Here is a 15918-nt window from a genome sequence, read left to right on the forward strand (position 1 = left end):
TCATGCAGATCCGGATCGCCACCCGTGCCGACGTCCCCGCCGTGCTCGGCCTGCTCGCCGACGACGACATCAGCCGTACCCGTGGTTTCGGGTCGGCCGACGTCGAGCCGGGGATCTGGGCGGCCTTCGAGGCCATCGACTCCGACGACCGCAACTACCTGATCGTGGCCGTCGACGGCGACGAGGTGGTCGGCACCTGCCAGCTCACCTTCATCCCCGGGCTGAGCCGGGGCGGCGCCGAGCGGATGCTGATCGAGGCGGTCCGGATCGGCGCGGCCCGGCGCGGGGAGGGCCTCGGCGGCGAGCTGATGCGCTGGGCGATCGAGCGGGCGCGGGCGCGCGGCTGCCGGATCGTGCAGCTGACCACGGACAAGCGCCGCACCGACGCGCACCGGTTCTACGAGGCGCTCGGCTTCGAGGCCTCGCACGAGGGCATGAAGCTACTTCTGTGAACGGTCGCGGTCCTTGGACGGCTGCACCCGCTTCGGCTCGCCGGGCATCTTGGGATGGTCCGGCGGGTAGGGCAGGTCGCCGAGGCCGTCGCGTTCGTCGCGCTCCACCCACTCCAGCAGCGGGGTGAGGTCGTGGGCCACGTCGTCGATGCCGGCGTGCGGGTCGCCGCTCTTCGCGAACCGGGCCGGCACGGTCCGCAGGTCGAAGTCGTCGGGCTGGACGTCGGCCAGCTCGGCCCAGGTGACCGGGGTGGAGACGGTGGCCCGGGCGTTGGCGCGCAGCGAGTAGGCGCAGGCGATGGTGCGGTCCCGGGCCATCTGGTTGTAGTCGAGGAACACCCGCTCGCCGCGCTCCTCCTTCCACCAGGAGGTGGTGATGCCGGCCGGGTTGCGGCGCTCCACCTCACGGGCCAGGGCGATGGCCGCGCGGCGCACGTCGATGAAGGACCAGCGCGGCTCGATGCGCGCGTAGACGTGCACGCCGCGGCCGCCGGAGGTTTTCGGGAACCCGGTCCAGCCCAGGTCGGCGAGGACCTCGCGGACCACGCCGGCGGTGGTGACCACGTCGGCGAAGCCGGTGCCGGGCTGCGGGTCGAGGTCGATGCGCAGCTCGTCGGGCTCGTCGGGGGCGGCGGCGCGAACCGGCCAGGGGTGGAAGACCACGGTGCCCATCTGCGCGGCCCAGGCGACGTGGGCCAGGTCGGCGGGGCTGAGCTCGTCGGCCGTACGCATGCTCGGGAACTTGATCGTGGCGGTTTTGATCCAGTCGGGGACGCCGCGGGCGGGGATCCGCTTCTGGAAGAACATCTCGCCCTCGATGCCGTCCGGGAAGCGCTGCAACGTGGTGGGACGGTCGCGCAGGGCCCGCAGGATGCCGTCGCCGACGGCGAGGTAATAGTCGAAGACGTCGCGCTTGGTGAATCCGCGCTCCGGGAAGACCATCTTGTCCGGGCTGCTCAGGCGCACGGTGTGGCCGGCGACCTCGTGCTCTTCCGCGGCGGCTTTCGGCATGCCCCTCAGCTTAGGGGCCGATACGTGGGGAGGCCGCCCGGCAAACCGGACGGCCCCTACCGTTTTATGCTGATATTTCAGACATTCCGTCGGCGACGCGTGTACCAGACGGCCGCGGCGCCACCCGCCACCATCAGGCCACCGAGAGCCAGCACGCCCCCGGACGGGGAGCCGGTCAGCGGGAGCGTGTTGCCGGAGCTGACACCCGCGCCCGCGGTGGTCTGGGTCGGCTTCGGCGTGGCGGTCTCCGAGCTGACCCCGGCCGGCGGCACCGTGTTGACATTGCCGGTCGGCAGGCTCGGGCTGGGGCTCGGCGTCTCGCTCACGCCGCCGTAGCCCGGCTTGCCGCGGGTCGGCGGGGTGGCGGTCACCGCGTTGACGGCGGGCGGCGCGACCTCGCTACCGCCGTAGCCGTCGCCTGGCTCCGGGCTCGGCGCCGCCATGACGTGACCGGCGTTGCCGGCGAGATCAGCGGACGCCGTGGCGGGCGTGGCGCCGAGGGCGAGAGCGGCGAGGACAGTGGCGCCGACCGTGGGAAGTCCAGCGGTCAGCCGACGCGAAAAGCTCATGAGGAGTATCCGTTCTGTTGCTGAAGGTACGGTTCCATGGTCGCACGGGAGCTTAACGGTAATTGCCCGTTTTACCCGGAAACACCCCGAGGCGGGTCTTCAGCTAGGAAGACCACCGAAACGGTGACTGCGCCACAAGTGCGACAAAGTGAATACCTTGAGCTCGAACTGCGGATCCGCGGCAAACAGTCCCCCGCTGTACGGAGCGTGCAGTTGCACACTGGCCCCGGTGTCCAGATAGACCGAGACCACGTTGCGGCGGCCGCGCCGCTCGGCCCGCAGGTCCACCACCCGGTGCCAGGGCGCCTCGCCCTCCTCGAAAACCGACGACGTACGGATTCCGCCGGCGCCCACCTCGACCCCGGTACGCCGCCCGGCCACCATGCCGGCCACCGCGCCCAGCAGCAGCGGCCCGCCGATCAGCGCGAGCCACACCCAGCCCGGCGGGCCACCCCGGCCGGGCCAGGCCAGTGCCGCGATCACCCCCGTCGTGACACTCGCCACCGCGCTCATCGCGCCGAGATAGAGACCGTGGCCGAGAACCTGCTGCCAGGTCGGCCGGAACATCGCCGGGGATCCACCTTCCATGACCTCTCAACCGGCGGGGTCACCGCCTCCGGCGCACGCCGGGTGCGACGTACGGTGGATGGCATGACAACCGATCTACCCACGACCGAGGAGGAGTGGCGGATCCGCCTCTCTCCGGCCGAGTTCCGCGTGCTCCGCGAGGCCGGCACCGAAGCGCCGTGGAGCGGCGAGTATGTGAGCACCAAGACCGCCGGTGTCTACGACTGCCGGGCCTGCGGCGCCCAGCTCTACCCGAGCGACACCAAGTTCGACAGTCACTGCGGCTGGCCGTCCTTCGACGACGCCATCCCGGGCGCGGTCAAAGAGATCGACGACCACAGCCACGGGATGGTGCGCACCGAGATCCGGTGTGCCCGCTGCGACTCGCACCTGGGTCACGTGTTCCGGGGCGAGGGCTTCACCCCGAAGAACACGCGGCACTGTGTGAACAGCCTGTCGATCCGGCTCACGGCCGCCGGCTGAGGTCCTCCACCACATAGGTCACGCCGTTCGGCGCCTGGACACGGTCGGCACTGGTGACCCGCCAGTCGTCGCCGAGTTCAGGCGCGAACGCGTCGCCGGGCACCGTGAGGTCGAGCCTCGTCCGTACGATGTGCCCGGCCCGCGGGAGGAAAGCGGCATAGATCTGCGAGCCGCCCATCACCCAGAATTCCTCATGTTTCACGTCGTCGAAGGAATGGATGACCGTGGCGCCCGGGGCCGCCCAGTGCGGGTCGCGGGTGAGGACGATGTTCTCCCGGCCCGGCAGCGGCCGCTTCGGCAGCGACTCCCAGGTGCGGCGGCCCATCACCACCGGCGCGCCCATGGTGCGCTCCTTGAAGACGGTCTGCTCCCCCGGGACCCGCCACGGGATGGTGTTGCCGGCGCCGATCACCCGGTCCCGGGCCTCGGCCCAGATCATGTGGATCGTCATACCGCGACGGGGGCCGGGATCAGCGGGTGGTGCCGGTAGCCGGCCACGGTGAAGTCGGCGTACTCGTGCTCGAACAGGCCGGGGCGGGGCGCGATCTCGAGTTCCGGGAACGGGTACGGCTCCCGGGTGAGCTGCTCCCGCACCTGCTCGATGTGGTTGTCGTAGATGTGCACGTCGCCGCCGACCCAGATGAAGTCGCCGGGCTCCAGGCCGACGTGGGCCGCGATCATCCGGGTCAGCAGGGCGTAGCTGGCGATGTTGAACGGGACGCCCAGGAAGAGGTCGGCGCTGCGCTGGTAGAGCTGGCAGGAGAGCCTGCCGTCGGCCACGTAGAACTGGAACAGCGCATGGCAGGGCGCCAACGCCATGTCCGGGATGTCGGACACGTTCCAGGCGGAGACGATCATCCGCCGGGAGTCCGGATTCTTCCGGATGGTCTCGACCACCTCGGAGAGCTGGTCGATGTCCCCGTTCCGCCCCGGCCAGGAACGCCACTGCTTGCCGTAGACCGGCCCCAGCTCGCCATCGGCGCCGGCCCACTCGTCCCAGATCGTGACGCCCTGCTCGTGCAGCCACTTCACGTTGGTGTCCCCGCGCAGGAACCAGAGCAACTCGACCGCGATCGACTTGAAATGCACCCGCTTCGTGGTGATCAGCGGAAAGCCCTGTGCCAGGTCGTACCGCAGGGTCGCACCGAAGAGACTCCGCGTCCCGGTGCCGGTGCGGTCGCTCTTGGGCGTGCCCGTCTCGAGAACCCGTCGCAAAAGATCTTCAAATTGGGTGTCGGCGGCCATACGGTGAAAATATCACCGCACGTCAGAGATGGAGTTCGCAGCCGTCCGGGTCGTCCAGCCACACCCCGTCGGTGGCCAGATAGCGGAACTTGTAGTGACCCGGGTCGAGCGGCACGCTCACCGTCCGGGTGCCGTTGCGCCGCGCCAGGAGTTCATGCGCCCCCGGCCGCCAGTCGTTGAAGTCACCGACCACGCTCACCGTGCCGGGCGGCTCGTCACCCGGGAGGCAGAAGGTCACCCGGGTCTTGTTGCCGAACAGTTTGCTGCGCTTGATCATGACGTCCTCCAGGCTTCACCGGTACAACGTCGACAAGCCCACGTATGTTGTGCCGATGCATCCCGAACCACACGACGAGCTGCGGGTGGCGTCGTTCCGCGACCTCGACACCACCACCCTCTACGAGATCCTCAAGCTGCGCAGCGAGGTCTTCGTCGTCGAACAGGAGTGCGCCTACCTCGACCCGGACGGGCGGGACATCGACCCCGGCACCCGGCACCTGTGGTTCGCACAGGGCAAGCACGTGCGGGCCTACCTGCGGATCCTGAGCGACCACGGGGTGGAGCGGATCGGCCGGGTGGTGACCGCCCCGGAGGCCCGTGGCAACGGGCTGGCCGGGCGGCTGATCTCCGAGGCGATCGCCGTGATCGGCAACCGCCCGTCGATCCTGCACGCCCAGGCCCACCTCGCCGCCTACTACACCCGGTTCGGCTTCGAGCGGTCCGGCCCCGAATACCTCGAGGACGGCATCCCGCACATCCCGATGAAGCGGGACTAGCTAGGGCAGGTTCGCCACGATCTCGATGACCGAGCGGCGCCGGCCGGTGTAGAACGGCACCTCCTCGCGGACGTGCCGCCGCGCCCGGGACGCCCGCAGCTCACGCATCAGGTCCAGGATGCGGTGCAGCTCGTCGGCCTCGAACGCCAGCATCCACTCGTAGTCGCCGAGCGCGAACGACGCGACCGTGTTGGCGCGGACGTCCGGGTAGCCGCGCGCCTGACGGCCGTGCTCGGCCAGCATCTCGCGCCGCTCCGATTCGGGCAGCAGGTACCACTCGTAGGAGCGGACGAACGGGTAGACGCAGACGTACTGCCGGGGCTCCTCGTCGGCCAGGAAGGCCGGCAGGTGGCTGCGGTTGAACTCGGCCGGGCGGTGCAGCGCCATCTGCGACCAGACCGGCTCCAGGTGGCGGCCCAGCGCGGTCCGGCGGAACAGCCCGTAGGCGTCCTGGAGCGCGTCCGACGAGCCGGAGTGCCACCACACCATGATGTCGGCGTCGGCGCGCAGACCGGCCACGTCGTAGGTGCCGCGGATCGTCACGTCCTTGCCGGCCAGCTGCTCGAAGAGCGCGTCGACCTCACCGGCCAGCTCGTCACGCAGTGCGGGCAGCGGCGCGGTCACCCGGAACACCGACCACATGGTGTAGCGGATGGTCGCGTTCAGCTCGTTGATCCGCGCCGCATTCGTCTGTTCGGTCATGCCGCCACCTCCGCTGCGCTCCGGCGTCGCCATGACTTCAGAACTGAGCTGAATGATTCGCTCGCAAGCTCGCTCATGTGATCTCCTTCAGGAACGTACTCACATCGTCCGCGGCGCGCTCGCCGCTGGCCACGCACACCGGGATGCCGACACCGTCGAACGCCGCTCCGGCCAGCGCCAGCCCCTCCGGCAGCCCGGCCCGTGCCGCGGCTATCCGGCCGGCGTGACCCGGCGCGTACTGCGGCAGGCCGCCGCCCCAGCGTTGCACCCACGCCGCCGCGGGGACCGGCAGCCCCACCCCGAGCAGGTCGCCCAGCTCCCGGCGGGCCGTCTCCAGCAGCGCGGTGTCGGCCCGCTGGAGCCGCTCCTCCTCGCCGGACCGGCCGAGCGACACCCGGACGATCACGGGGCCGTCCCCACGGGCCAGGTGCGGCCATTTGGTGGTGAAGAAGGTGGCCGCCTTGACCAGCGTGCCCTCGCCCGGCGGCACCAGGAACCCGGAGAGGTCCGGCAGTTCGGTCCCGGCCGGCAGGGCCATCGCCGCGAGGGCGACGCTCGCGTAGTCCAGGGCGGCGACCGCGGCGGCCGGCTCCGGCGCGACCTCGCTCAGCAGCCGGGACGCCGGCTTCGCCGGCAACGCCAGGATCACCGCGTCGAACTCTTCGGTCCGCGGCGCGGGCACCGGCCCGGACACCACCTTCCAAAGGCCCTTCCCGGTACGGGTGAGCTCGCGCACCGGCGCACCGAGGCTGATCCGCGCCCCGCTCGCCGTGGCGGCGGCACCGGCCAGCCGGCTCATCCCGCCGTCGACCGCGGCGAAGACCGGCCGCCCGGGGACCCGGCGACCGCGCGCCTGGGCGGCCCGGACCGCGGCGGTCAGGGTGTGCTCGGTCTCCGCGGTGTGCGCCAGCTGCGGCATGGTGACCCGCAGGGACAGCCGGTCGGCGCGGCCCGCGTAGACCCCGCCGAGCATCGGGTCCACCAGCCGGTCCACGACCTCGTCGCCGAACCGCTCGCGGACCAGGGCGCCGACCGCCACGTCGGCGCCGGGCGCCAGCAGGGGGCGGCCGGTGTCCCGGTCGGCGCCGCTCACCGGCAGCGCCACGCCGTCCAGCGTGGACAGGTCACCGGGGACGCCGACCAGCGTGCCGCCGGGGACGGGAGCGAGACGGCCCCCGAAGGCCAGGGCGGCCGGACGGGCCGCCGGGTGCACCAGGGCGTCACCGAGGCCGACCCGCCGGGCCAGGGCCACCGCCGCGGACTCGGCGCCGTCGGGCGCACTGTTCAGGAACGACTCGGCGCCGCGCTCGACCGTGCGCCCGCCCAGCTCACCGGTGCTGAGCTTGCCGCCCACGGCGGGGCCGCTCTCGAACACCACCACCTCGGCGCCCGGGTGGACATCCCGCAGGCGCACGGCGGCCGCCAGGCCGGCGATGCCGCCGCCGATGACCGCGATCCGCTTCCGCACGCTTCACACACTCCCAGGTTCCGCCGGGCCCCGGCCAGTGGGGTCCGCGTCTGTGACGTGAGACTGCCGCGATCCGGCCCCGGCGCCCAGGGGCCTAAGACCCGGAGACCTCGTGGACCAGGGCGACCAGGCGGGTGAGGATGTCCGGGTCGGTCTCCGGCATCACGCCGTGGCCCAGGTTGAAGACGTGCCCGGGGGCGGCCCTGCCCTGTTCGAGGATCCGGCGGGTCTCCCGCTCGACCACGTCCCACCCGGCGAAGAGGATCGCCGGGTCCAGATTGCCCTGCACCGCGCGGTCCGGGCCGATCCGCCGGGTGGCCTGGTCCAGCGGGGTCCGCCAGTCCACACCGACCACGTCGGCGCCGGCCTCGCCCATCGCCTCCAGCAGCACCCCGGTGCCGACGCCGAAGTGGATGCGCGGCACCCCGGCGTCGATCAGGCCGCTCAGCACGGCGGCCGAGTGCGGCATCACGAACCGCCGGTAGTCGGCCTCGGAGAGTGCGCCGGCCCATGAGTCGAACAGCTGCACGGCGCTGACCCCGGCGTCGATCTGGACGCGCAGGAACGTCAGCGTGATCTCGGCGAGCCGGGCCAGCAGGGCGTTCCACAGTTCGGGTGCGCCGTACATCATGGCCTTGGTCTTCAGGTAGGTCCGTGACGGACCGCCCTCGATCAGGTAGCTGGCCAGCGTGAACGGCGCGCCCGCGAAGCCGATCAGCGGCGTGTCGCCCAGCTCGGCGACCAGCAGCCGCACCGCCTCGGTGACGAAGTCCACGTCGGCCGGGACGATCGGCCGCAGCCGGGCCAGGTCGGCCTCGGTGCGCACCGGCTCGGCCACCACCGGGCCGGTGCCGGCCACGATGTCGAGGTCGATGCCGGCCGCCGCGACCGGGACCACGATGTCGCTGAAGAAGATCGCCGCGTCCACGTTGTGCCGGCGGACCGGTTGCAGGGTGATCTCGGTGACCAGGTCCGGCCGGCGGCACGACTCGAGCATGCCGACGCCCTCCCGGATCTTGCGGTACTCGGGCAGCGAGCGCCCGGCCTGCCGCATGAACCACACCGGCGTGTGCGGGCCGGGCAGACCACGACACGCCCGGACGAAGGGGGAATCCTGGAGAACCGTCACCGGGCCATGGTGCCACGTCAGTAGGGAGGCGCGGCGGCGTGCCGACCCCGGACCGCCGCTAGATCGGCATAGGCTTTGCCCATGGCGTCCCCCTCCGCTGCCCCTGAGGCGTTCACCCGCGCCGTCGCCGGGCTGCGCGCGGAGTCGCCGCGGCCGGAGATCCTGCTCGAGGAGATCGCCGCGCCTCAGCGGCTCGCGCCGTACGCGTTCGCCCTCAGCGCCACCGTGCTCCGCGGCGGTGACGAGGTGGCGAGCGGCCGGCTGATCCTGCTGCACGACCCGGCCGGGCACGAGGCCTGGCAGGGCGACCTGCGCCTGGTCACGCTGATCACCGCAGAGCTGGAGGAGGACCTGGCCTCCGACCCGCTGCTGTCGGCGGTGGCGTGGACCTGGCTGACCGACGGGCTGGAGCAGTACGCGGCGGCGTACACGGCGATCGGCGGCACGGTCACGCAGACCGCGTCCACCCGGTTCGGTGAGCTGGCCGGCCCGGCCCCGACCGCCGACCTGGAGGTGCGTGCCTCCTGGACACCCACCTCCGCCGACTTCGGCGCCCATCTGTACGGCTGGTGCGCGATGCTGGCCTCGACGGCCGGTCTGCCGCCGCCCGGGGTGGCCTCAATCACCGACCGGGTCAAATCCGCCTGATCCTGGACGACCGGCCACCGAAAACAGTGGCCAACGTCCAGGATCGGCCAATTTCACTAGCCGTTGCCGCAGGCGCCCAGAGTCCGGCAGGCCGTTTCGATCGGGATGGCCAGGCCGATGCCCTCGGCGTCCCGCGCCTTCGCGGTGGCCAGCCCGACCACCTTCTTGCTGGAGTTGACCACCGGGCCGCCGGAGTTGCCCGGGTTGATCGGGGCGTCGAACTGGATGGTCGGCCCGTCCTCGGCGTCCGGCCGGTAGGCGCTGATCACGCCGGTGGTGACCGAGTCCTCGAGGCCGAGCGGCGCGCCGACGACCATCACCTGCTGGCCGGGCTTCACCTCGTCGGCGGCCACACCGAGCGGGGTGATGTCGGTGTTGGTACGCAGCAGCGCCAGATCCTTCCCCTCGCTCACCTTGATGATCGTCGCGTCGATCCGGGTGTTGCCGCGCTCCAGCGACACCGCACGGTCGCCGCCGGTCCACACCTCCTCCACCACGTGGAAGTTGGTGAACAGGTTGGTCCGGCCGTTCGCCTGGCCGACCGCGAACGCCGTACCGGTGAAGTCGCCGGCCCGGACCCGGAACACGCTGGGCAGCACGCTCTTCGCGATGCCCTCCGGGTCGAAGACCGTGGCGAGCTGCTTCTCCAGCTCCTGGCTGCGGCCCTGCTCGGCGTTGACGGCGGTGGCCAGGTCGTTGCTGCTCCGGATCATGGTCTCCACCCGGAACGCCTGCCAGCCGGTGACCAGCAGCAGCGCCGCGACCAGGCCGATGACGATCGTGCGGCCCCGCGCACGTTTCGGGGCGAGGGCCGGCGCCGGCTCGTAGACCGGCTGCTGCGGCGCCTCGTAGACCGGCTGGCTCCACTGCGGCTGCTGCGGCTGTTGTTGCTGCTGCTGCTGTTGCTGCTGCGCCCACTGCGGCTCGGGCGCCCACTGCTGCTGCTGGGGCTGCTGTTGCTGACCCCACGGGTCGTACGCCGGTTGCTGCTGCTGGGGCTGCTGGTTCCAGGAGCGGTCTTCCTCCCAGGACCACTCCTGGGCGCGCCGGTGCCCGCCTGATCCGTTGGCGGGCGTGAAGGGTTCGAATGGTGCGGTCATCCGGCGCGGCCTCCCCGGGTCTCGGCGCTGCGACAGGTGGTACGGAACGGAGCGCTGAACGGATGAACTTCGCACGAGATCAAGAATCGACGCGCCGGACCCCGGCTGCGCACGCCAAGGGTGCTACCCCCGTACGGTTACGGAGTGACCGACGAAGCACCCCTGCGCCGTCGGGACTCGCCGGACACGGCAGGAGACGGACCGCACCCAGTGCCGCCCGGCCCGCACGCCGGCGGTCCCGAGGGCGGCCCCGAGGAACCCCGACCCGCGACACCACTGACCGCACCCCGTGATGGCACGCCCCGCCCGGTGGAGACCGAGGCCGAACTGGCCGAGATCGTCTCCCGTCTGGCGGCGGGCACCGGCCCCGTCGCCGTGGACGCCGAACGCGCCTCCGGATACCGCTACACCCAGCGCGCCTACCTGGTGCAGCTGCGCCGGGCCGGGTCCGGCACCGTGCTGCTGGACCCACTCCCCCTCGACGATCTGCGCACCCTGGACACGGCCCTCGCCGACACCGAGTGGGTGCTGCACGCCGCCAGCCAGGACCTGCCCTGCCTGGCCGAACTGGGGATGCGACCACGCCGGCTGTTCGACACCGAACTGGCGGCCCGGCTGGCCGGCTTCGAGCGGGTCGGTCTCGCCGCGCTGACCGAGCAGCTGCTCGGCTACTCGCTGGAGAAACACCACTCGGCGGCGGACTGGTCGACCCGGCCGCTGCCGGAGTCCTGGCTGACGTACGCGGCCCTCGACGTGGAACTGCTCACCGACCTGCGCGACATGCTCGCCGCCGAACTGGAACAGCAGGGCAAGACGGCATGGGCGGCCGAGGAGTTCGCCGCCCTGGTGGCCGGCGCGGACCGCCCGCCCCGGGTGCGCCCCGATCCGTGGCGGCGCACCTCCGGCATCCACCGGGTGCGCGGCGCCCGCGCCCAGTCCCGGGTCCGCGCGCTCTGGTACGCCCGCGACGGCGTGGCGGCCCGCCGGGACTCGGCGCCCGGCCGGGTGCTGCCCGACTCGGCGATCGTGGCGGCGGCCGAGGCCGATCCGAAGGACGAGCGCACCCTGCTCGGCATCCCCGGCTTCGGCGGCCGCTCGGTGCGCCGGCTGGCCCGGATCTGGCTGGACGCGCTGGATCAGGCGCGTGCCCTGCCGGACGACGCGCTGCCGGTGAACCAGCCGGTGGACGGGCCGCCCCCGCCGCACCGCTGGGCCGAGCGCGACCCGATCGCGGCGGCCCGGCTGGCCCGGTGCCGGCAGATCGTGGTGGGTACCGCCGAACAACACAACCTCCCACCGGAGAACCTGGTCAGCCCGGACTTCGTCCGCCGGCTGGCCTGGTCCCCGCCGGACGAGATCACGTCCCGCACGGTGGGCGACACGCTGCTCGGTTTCGGCGCCCGCAACTGGCAGGTGGTCCTGCTCGCCGACGACCTGGCCGAGGTCCTCCCCGAAGCCCTCTGAACGGTAGGTGTGGAAGGCCGGCGCGGATCCCCACGCCGGCCGCTCACTCTCAGCTCTTGGTCTCGATCTCGGCGCGCAGCGCCGGGAAGTCCGCACGCACGTCGGCGGCGGTCTTGAAGAACCACATGATCATGCCGACGCTGCCCTCGTCGGCCCAGCCGCAGATCGCCAGGTCGACGCCGGAGGTGCTGCTGGTGCCGCACCGGGCGACACCGCCCAGGTCGCCGGTGGAGGCGTCGGACAGGCCGGACACCTCGGCGGACTGGCCGAAGACCCGGAACGACTCGGTGAGCTCCTTCTCCGGGTCGGCGATGGTGGCCTTGGTGGCCAGGGCGGCGATCATGTTCTGCTCGGCGGGCGAGCCGTAGATGGCGCCGAACGAGCTGGACGCGCCCGGGTAGGCGGCCAGGCTGCTCTCCATCTCCTCGGTGATGGCCGCGAACTGCGGGTCGTCGACGAGGGGCAGGCCACCCAGCGTCTGCGGCTGCGTGATGGCGATCCTGGCGGCCGCGGCCTCGGCGTCGTCGACCGCGTTCTTGCCGATCAGCACGAGCGTGGCGGCGCCGCCGACGCAGAGCACCAGCGCGATCGCCACCGAGAGCAGGACGATCGGTACGGTCCGGGACTTGGGCTTCTCCGGCGGAAGCGGCGGCGGGAAACCGGCGTAGCCCGGCTGCGGGGGCCCGTAGCCGGGTTGCGGCGGACCATAGGGGCCGTACCCGGGCTGCGGCGCGCTGTACCCGGAGGGCGGGTACTGCTGCGTGGGCGGGTACTCCGGCTGGCCGGGCGGCGGAGGGTATGTCATCAACGCTCCATGACTGGTGAAGGTCGGTGGATCTTATCTACGCCGGGGAGCGCGAACGGACCGTTCATGTCGTGAGTAGTCACACCCGTACGCCGAAGGCCCCCGCACTGAGAGTGCGGGGGCCTCCGAAGGGGTCAACCGGTCAGGCGCGGCGGTTGGCCACACCGTCCGGCAGGAAACGCTTGCCGGTGACCCGCTCCGCGGTGCCGCTGCGGTCCAGGTACGGCGTGACGCCACCCAGGTGGAACGGGTATCCGGCGCCAAGGATCATGCACAGGTCGATGTCCTGCGCCTCGGCGACCACGCCCTCGTCCAGCATGAGGCGGATCTCCTCGGCCAGGCCGTCGAGCGCCTTCTGCCGGACCTCGTCGGCGGTGAGCGGGGCGTCGCCGACCTGCAGCAGCGCCACGACCTCGGGGTTGATCTCCTTGTCCACCATCACCGGGAGACGCGAGTCGACGATCCGCTTGAGGTTCGGCGAGTCGACGTAGCGGTCCGGGAAGGCGGCGTGCAGGGTCTCGCCCACGTGGTACGCCACCGCGGGGCCGACCAGCTGGAGCAGCGCGATCGGGCGCATCGGCAGGCCCAGCGGGTCCATCGCCACGTTCACCACGTCCAGCGGGGTGCCGGCGTCGACGGCCTGGAAGATCTCGCTGGTCACCCGGGTGAGCAGGCGGTTGACCACGAACGCCGGGGCGTCCTTGACCAGCACCGAGGACTTCCTCAGCTGCTTGCCGACCTCGAAGGCGGTGGACAGCGTGGCGTCGTCGGTCTTCTCGCCGCGGATGATCTCCAGCAGCGGCAGGACGGCGACCGGGTTGAAGAAGTGGAAGCCGACGACCCGCTCCGGGTGCTCAAGGTCGGCCGCCATCTCGGTGATCGACAGCGAGCTGGTGTTGGTCGCGAGGATCGCCTCGGGCTTGACGATCTTCTCGAGCTCGGCCCAGATCTGCTTCTTCAGGTCGAGGTTCTCGAAGACCGCCTCGATCACGAAGTCGGCGTCGGCGAAGACGGACTTGTCCACCGAGCCGCTGATCAGCAGGCGCAGCTTGGCCGCGGTGCCCTCGTCCATCCGCTTCTTGGCGACCAGCTTGTCGATCTCGCCGGTCACGTAGGCGACGCCCTTGTCGACCCGCTCCTGGTCCAGGTCGGTGAGGACCACCGGGACCTGGAGGCGGCGCAGGAACAGCAGGGCCAGCTGCGAGGCCATCAGGCCGGCGCCGATGATGCCGACCTTGGTGACCTTGCGGGCCAGCGACTTGTCCGGCACCCCGACCGGGCGCTTGGCCCGGCGCTGGACCAGGTCGAACGAGTACAGGCTGGCACGCGCCTCGTCGCCCATGATCAGGTCGGCGAGGGCCTCGGTCTCGGCCGCGGTGCCGTCCTCGAAGGACGCGTCCTTGGCCAGGGCCAGCAGCTCGACGGCCTTGTTGGCGGACGGGACGGCGCCGTGCAGCTTCTCGTCCAGCATCGCCTTGACGAACTCCAGGACGCCGTCCCAGTCCTTGCGCTCGATCTCCGGGCGCTCGACGGTGACCTCGCCCTTGACCACGCCGGCCGCCCAGGCCAGCGAGTCCTCCAGGAAGTCGGCCGCCTCGAAGAGGGCGTCCGCGACACCCATCTCCTTGGCCTGCTTCGGGCGCAGCGTCTTCTGGGTCAGCGGGTTCTGGAGGATGACCGTGGCCGCGTTGATGATGCCGATCAGGTTCGGCAGGATCTGCGAGCCGCCCCAGCCGGGGATCAGGCCGATCGCGACCTCGGGCAGGGCGAGCGCCGCCGCGCCGGTGGAGACGGTCCGGTAGTGGCAGTGCAGCGCCACCTCGAGGCCGCCGCCCATGGCCGCGCCGTTCACGAACGCGAACGTCGGGATGGCGGAGGAACGAAGCCGGGCGAACACCTGGTGGCCCAGCTCGCCCAGCGCGAGGGCCTGCTCGCGCGAGTTGATCAGCGGCATGCCGGTGATGTCGGCGCCGACGCAGAAGATGAACGGCTTACCGGTCAGCGCGATGAACGACGGGTCCGCCTCGGTGGCCGCGGTGATCGCCTCGTCCAGCGACCGCAGACCGCCCGGCCCGAAGCTGTTCGGCTTCTTGTAGTCGAAGCCGTTGTCCAGCGTGATCAGGGCCGCGGGCTTCGCCAGCCCCGGTACCGGGACCAGACGGAGGATCGCCTTGGTGACTACCTCGTTCGGGTTCTCGATCACTTGGCCGCGCCTTCCCAGTACGGGTTCTCCCAGATAACGGTGCCGCCCATGCCGATGCCGATGCACATCGCGTTGATCCCGTAGCGGACGTCGGGGCGCTCGGCGAACTGCCGGGCGAGCTGGGTCATCAGGCGGATGGCCGAGGACGCCAGCGGGTGACCGATCGCGATCGCGCCGCCCCACGGGTTGACCCGCGGGTCGTCGTCGGCGATGCCGTAGTGGTCGAGGAAGGCGAGCACCTGCACGGCGAACGCCTCGTTCAGCTCGAACAGGCCGATGTCGTCGATCGTCAGGCCGGCCTTCTTCAGGGCCTTCTCGGTCGCCGGGACCGGGCCGTAGCCCATGATCTCCGGCTCGACGCCGACGAACGCGTAGGACACCATCCGCATGGCGATCGGCAGGCCCAGCTCGCGGGCGGTCGCCTCGTCGGCCAGGATGGCCGCGGTCGCACCGTCGTTGAGACCGGCCGCGTTACCGGCGGTGACCCGGCCGTGCGGACGGAACGGGGTCTTCAGGGTGCCCAGCTTCTCCAGCGACGTCTGGCGCGGGGCCTCGTCGACGGTGGCCAGGCCCCAGCCCAGCTCGGCGGAGCGGATGGCGACCGGCACCAGGTCCGGCTGGATCTTGCCATCGGCGTACGCCTTGGCGGTCTTGATCTGGGAGTTGAGGCCGTACTTGTCGGCCCGCTCCTTCGTGATGTGCGGCAGGCGGTCGTGCAGGTTCTCCGCCGTCGAGCCCATCACGAGCGCGGACGGGTCGACCAGCTTCTCGGCCAGGATCCGCGGGTTGGGGTCGACGCCCTCGCCCATCGGGTGGCGGCCCATGTGCTCGACGCCGCCGGCGATGGCGATGTCGTACGCGCCCATCGCGATCCCGCCGGCGACATTGGTCACCGCGGTCATGGCGCCCGCGCACATCCGGTCGACGGAGTAGCCGGGGGTGGTCTTCGGCAGGCCGGAGAGCAGCGCGGCGGTCCGGCCGAGCGTCAGGCCCTGGTCGCCGATCTGGGTGGTGGCCGCGATCGCGACCTCCTCCACCTTCTCCGGCGGGAGGTTGGGGTTGCGCTTCAGCAGCTCTCGCATGCAGCGGATCACCAGGTCGTCGGCGCGGGTCTCGGCGTACATGCCGCCCGCCTTGCCGAACGGGGTGCGGACGCCGTCGACGAAGACGACCTCGCGTACTTCACGGGGCACAGCAAGCCTCCTTGCGGGCGTGAACCCAAATGTGTCGGCAATGCTACTCGCCAGTAACTAGTAGCTGCCAGGCCTACCGGGAAAAGGTCACAACCCGGGGACG

At 71.5% G+C, this 15918-nt stretch carries 18 protein-coding genes; 5 read left to right on the forward strand and 13 right to left on the reverse strand.

The window, feature by feature from the left end:
• The first annotated feature begins 2 nt into the window (after positions 1-2).
• Complete coding sequence (locus BJ964_RS03360) at positions 3-452, forward strand: GNAT family N-acetyltransferase (RefSeq protein WP_188119299.1); 450 nt, start codon at positions 3-5, stop codon at positions 450-452.
• On the opposite strand, the gene ligD is transcribed toward BJ964_RS03360, so the two are convergent.
• The 3 genes from ligD to BJ964_RS03375 all read right to left on the reverse strand — a co-directional run bounded on the left by ligD (position 441) and on the right by BJ964_RS03375 (position 2599).
• Positions 441-1463: a non-homologous end-joining DNA ligase gene (gene ligD, locus BJ964_RS03365; RefSeq protein WP_188119300.1), complete on the reverse strand. Its 1023-nt coding sequence runs from the start codon at positions 1461-1463 to the stop codon at positions 441-443. The two genes, BJ964_RS03360 and ligD, sit on opposite strands and share 12 nt — an antisense overlap.
• A gap of 77 nt (positions 1464-1540) precedes the next feature.
• Positions 1541-2032: an LPXTG cell wall anchor domain-containing protein gene (locus tag BJ964_RS03370; RefSeq protein ID WP_188119301.1), complete on the reverse strand. Its 492-nt coding sequence runs from the start codon at positions 2030-2032 to the stop codon at positions 1541-1543.
• Between the two features lie 99 nt (positions 2033-2131).
• Positions 2132-2599: a hypothetical protein gene (locus BJ964_RS03375; protein WP_229806551.1), complete on the reverse strand. Its 468-nt coding sequence runs from the start codon at positions 2597-2599 to the stop codon at positions 2132-2134.
• Between the two features lie 84 nt (positions 2600-2683).
• On the opposite strand from BJ964_RS03375, the gene msrB reads away from it, so the two are divergent.
• Positions 2684-3082 (forward strand): peptide-methionine (R)-S-oxide reductase MsrB, encoded by a 399-nt coding sequence (gene msrB / locus BJ964_RS03380; protein WP_188119303.1) that lies wholly within the window; start codon positions 2684-2686, stop codon positions 3080-3082.
• On the opposite strand, the gene BJ964_RS03385 is transcribed toward msrB, so the two are convergent.
• Genes BJ964_RS03385 through BJ964_RS03395 form a run of 3 tightly spaced genes read right to left on the reverse strand, consistent with a single transcriptional unit; the run spans position 3066 to position 4604 of the window.
• Positions 3066-3533 carry a dihydrofolate reductase gene (locus BJ964_RS03385; protein WP_188119304.1) on the reverse strand — a complete coding sequence of 156 codons (468 nt, stop codon included), beginning with the start codon at positions 3531-3533 and terminating at the stop codon, positions 3066-3068. The genes msrB and BJ964_RS03385 overlap by 17 nt on opposite strands.
• A complete protein-coding gene (locus BJ964_RS03390) occupies positions 3530-4327 on the reverse strand; it encodes a thymidylate synthase (RefSeq protein WP_188119305.1) in 798 nt (265 codons plus the stop codon). The genes BJ964_RS03385 and BJ964_RS03390 overlap by 4 nt, the downstream gene beginning before the upstream one ends.
• A 22-nt stretch (positions 4328-4349) precedes the next feature.
• The gene (locus BJ964_RS03395; protein WP_188119306.1) at positions 4350-4604 is read right to left on the reverse strand and encodes an isoamylase early set domain-containing protein; all 255 of its coding nucleotides are present in this window, start codon (positions 4602-4604) and stop codon (positions 4350-4352) included.
• Positions 4605-4659: 55 nt separating this feature from the next.
• Here BJ964_RS03395 and BJ964_RS03400 point away from each other — a divergent pair, with 55 nt between their 5' ends.
• Positions 4660-5103, forward strand: a complete 444-nt coding sequence (locus tag BJ964_RS03400; protein ID WP_188119307.1) for a GNAT family N-acetyltransferase — start codon at positions 4660-4662, stop codon at positions 5101-5103.
• On the opposite strand, the gene hemQ is transcribed toward BJ964_RS03400, so the two are convergent.
• From hemQ to hemE, 3 genes are all read right to left on the reverse strand, one after another.
• On the reverse strand, positions 5104-5805 hold the full coding sequence (hemQ, locus tag BJ964_RS03405) for a hydrogen peroxide-dependent heme synthase (protein ID WP_188119308.1): 702 nt from the start codon (positions 5803-5805) through the stop codon (positions 5104-5106). It lies immediately after the preceding gene.
• Between the two features lie 73 nt (positions 5806-5878).
• Positions 5879-7273, reverse strand: coding sequence for a protoporphyrinogen oxidase (gene hemG, locus BJ964_RS03410; protein ID WP_188119309.1), 1395 nt, complete (start codon positions 7271-7273; stop codon positions 5879-5881).
• A 94-nt stretch (positions 7274-7367) separates the two neighbouring features.
• On the reverse strand, positions 7368-8402 hold the full coding sequence (hemE, locus tag BJ964_RS03415) for a uroporphyrinogen decarboxylase (protein ID WP_188119310.1): 1035 nt from the start codon (positions 8400-8402) through the stop codon (positions 7368-7370).
• Between the two features lie 81 nt (positions 8403-8483).
• Here hemE and BJ964_RS03420 point away from each other — a divergent pair, with 81 nt between their 5' ends.
• Positions 8484-9050, forward strand: a complete 567-nt coding sequence (locus BJ964_RS03420) for a DUF3000 domain-containing protein (RefSeq protein WP_188119311.1) — start codon at positions 8484-8486, stop codon at positions 9048-9050.
• A gap of 56 nt (positions 9051-9106) precedes the next feature.
• On the opposite strand, the gene BJ964_RS03425 is transcribed toward BJ964_RS03420, so the two are convergent.
• A complete protein-coding gene (locus BJ964_RS03425; protein ID WP_188119312.1) occupies positions 9107-10150 on the reverse strand; it encodes a S1C family serine protease in 1044 nt (347 codons plus the stop codon).
• 144 nt (positions 10151-10294) lie between these two features.
• Between BJ964_RS03425 and BJ964_RS03430 the strand changes: the two genes are divergently transcribed.
• Positions 10295-11614 (forward strand): HRDC domain-containing protein, encoded by a 1320-nt coding sequence (locus BJ964_RS03430; protein WP_188119313.1) that lies wholly within the window; start codon positions 10295-10297, stop codon positions 11612-11614.
• A 49-nt stretch (positions 11615-11663) separates the two neighbouring features.
• On the opposite strand, the gene BJ964_RS03435 is transcribed toward BJ964_RS03430, so the two are convergent.
• From BJ964_RS03435 to BJ964_RS03445, 3 genes are all read right to left on the reverse strand, one after another.
• Positions 11664-12419, reverse strand: a complete 756-nt coding sequence (locus BJ964_RS03435) for a hypothetical protein (protein WP_188119314.1) — start codon at positions 12417-12419, stop codon at positions 11664-11666.
• Between the two features lie 142 nt (positions 12420-12561).
• Entirely contained in the window at positions 12562-14622 is a 2061-nt protein-coding gene (locus BJ964_RS03440; protein ID WP_188119315.1) for a 3-hydroxyacyl-CoA dehydrogenase NAD-binding domain-containing protein, read from the reverse strand.
• Complete coding sequence (locus BJ964_RS03445; protein WP_188119316.1) at positions 14619-15815, reverse strand: thiolase family protein; 1197 nt, start codon at positions 15813-15815, stop codon at positions 14619-14621. The genes BJ964_RS03440 and BJ964_RS03445 overlap by 4 nt, the downstream gene beginning before the upstream one ends.
• Positions 15816-15918: the final 103 nt, after the last annotated feature.

The sequence above is a fragment of the Actinoplanes lobatus genome (assembly GCF_014205215.1).
Lineage (GTDB): Bacteria > Actinomycetota > Actinomycetes > Mycobacteriales > Micromonosporaceae > Actinoplanes > Actinoplanes lobatus.

What these genes read in the sequence shown, in the direction of transcription:
- hemQ (WP_188119308.1), bottom strand. Translation starts at nt 5,805, where the DNA reads ATGACCGAACAGACGAATGCGGCGCGGATCAACGAGCTGAACGCGACC.
- BJ964_RS03395 (WP_188119306.1), bottom strand. Translation starts at nt 4,604, where the DNA reads ATGATCAAGCGCAGCAAACTGTTCGGCAACAAGACCCGGGTGACCTTC.
- BJ964_RS03370 (WP_188119301.1), bottom strand. Translation starts at nt 2,032, where the DNA reads ATGAGCTTTTCGCGTCGGCTGACCGCTGGACTTCCCACGGTCGGCGCC.
- BJ964_RS03385 (WP_188119304.1), bottom strand. Translation starts at nt 3,533, where the DNA reads ATGACGATCCACATGATCTGGGCCGAGGCCCGGGACCGGGTGATCGGC.
- msrB (WP_188119303.1), top strand. Translation starts at nt 2,684, where the DNA reads ATGACAACCGATCTACCCACGACCGAGGAGGAGTGGCGGATCCGCCTC.
- BJ964_RS03420 (WP_188119311.1), top strand. Translation starts at nt 8,484, where the DNA reads ATGGCGTCCCCCTCCGCTGCCCCTGAGGCGTTCACCCGCGCCGTCGCC.
- BJ964_RS03375 (WP_229806551.1), bottom strand. Translation starts at nt 2,599, where the DNA reads ATGTTCCGGCCGACCTGGCAGCAGGTTCTCGGCCACGGTCTCTATCTC.
- BJ964_RS03425 (WP_188119312.1), bottom strand. Translation starts at nt 10,150, where the DNA reads ATGACCGCACCATTCGAACCCTTCACGCCCGCCAACGGATCAGGCGGG.
- BJ964_RS03400 (WP_188119307.1), top strand. Translation starts at nt 4,660, where the DNA reads ATGCATCCCGAACCACACGACGAGCTGCGGGTGGCGTCGTTCCGCGAC.
- BJ964_RS03435 (WP_188119314.1), bottom strand. Translation starts at nt 12,419, where the DNA reads ATGACATACCCTCCGCCGCCCGGCCAGCCGGAGTACCCGCCCACGCAG.
- ligD (WP_188119300.1), bottom strand. Translation starts at nt 1,463, where the DNA reads ATGCCGAAAGCCGCCGCGGAAGAGCACGAGGTCGCCGGCCACACCGTG.
- BJ964_RS03390 (WP_188119305.1), bottom strand. Translation starts at nt 4,327, where the DNA reads ATGGCCGCCGACACCCAATTTGAAGATCTTTTGCGACGGGTTCTCGAG.
- BJ964_RS03360 (WP_188119299.1), top strand. Translation starts at nt 3, where the DNA reads ATGCAGATCCGGATCGCCACCCGTGCCGACGTCCCCGCCGTGCTCGGC.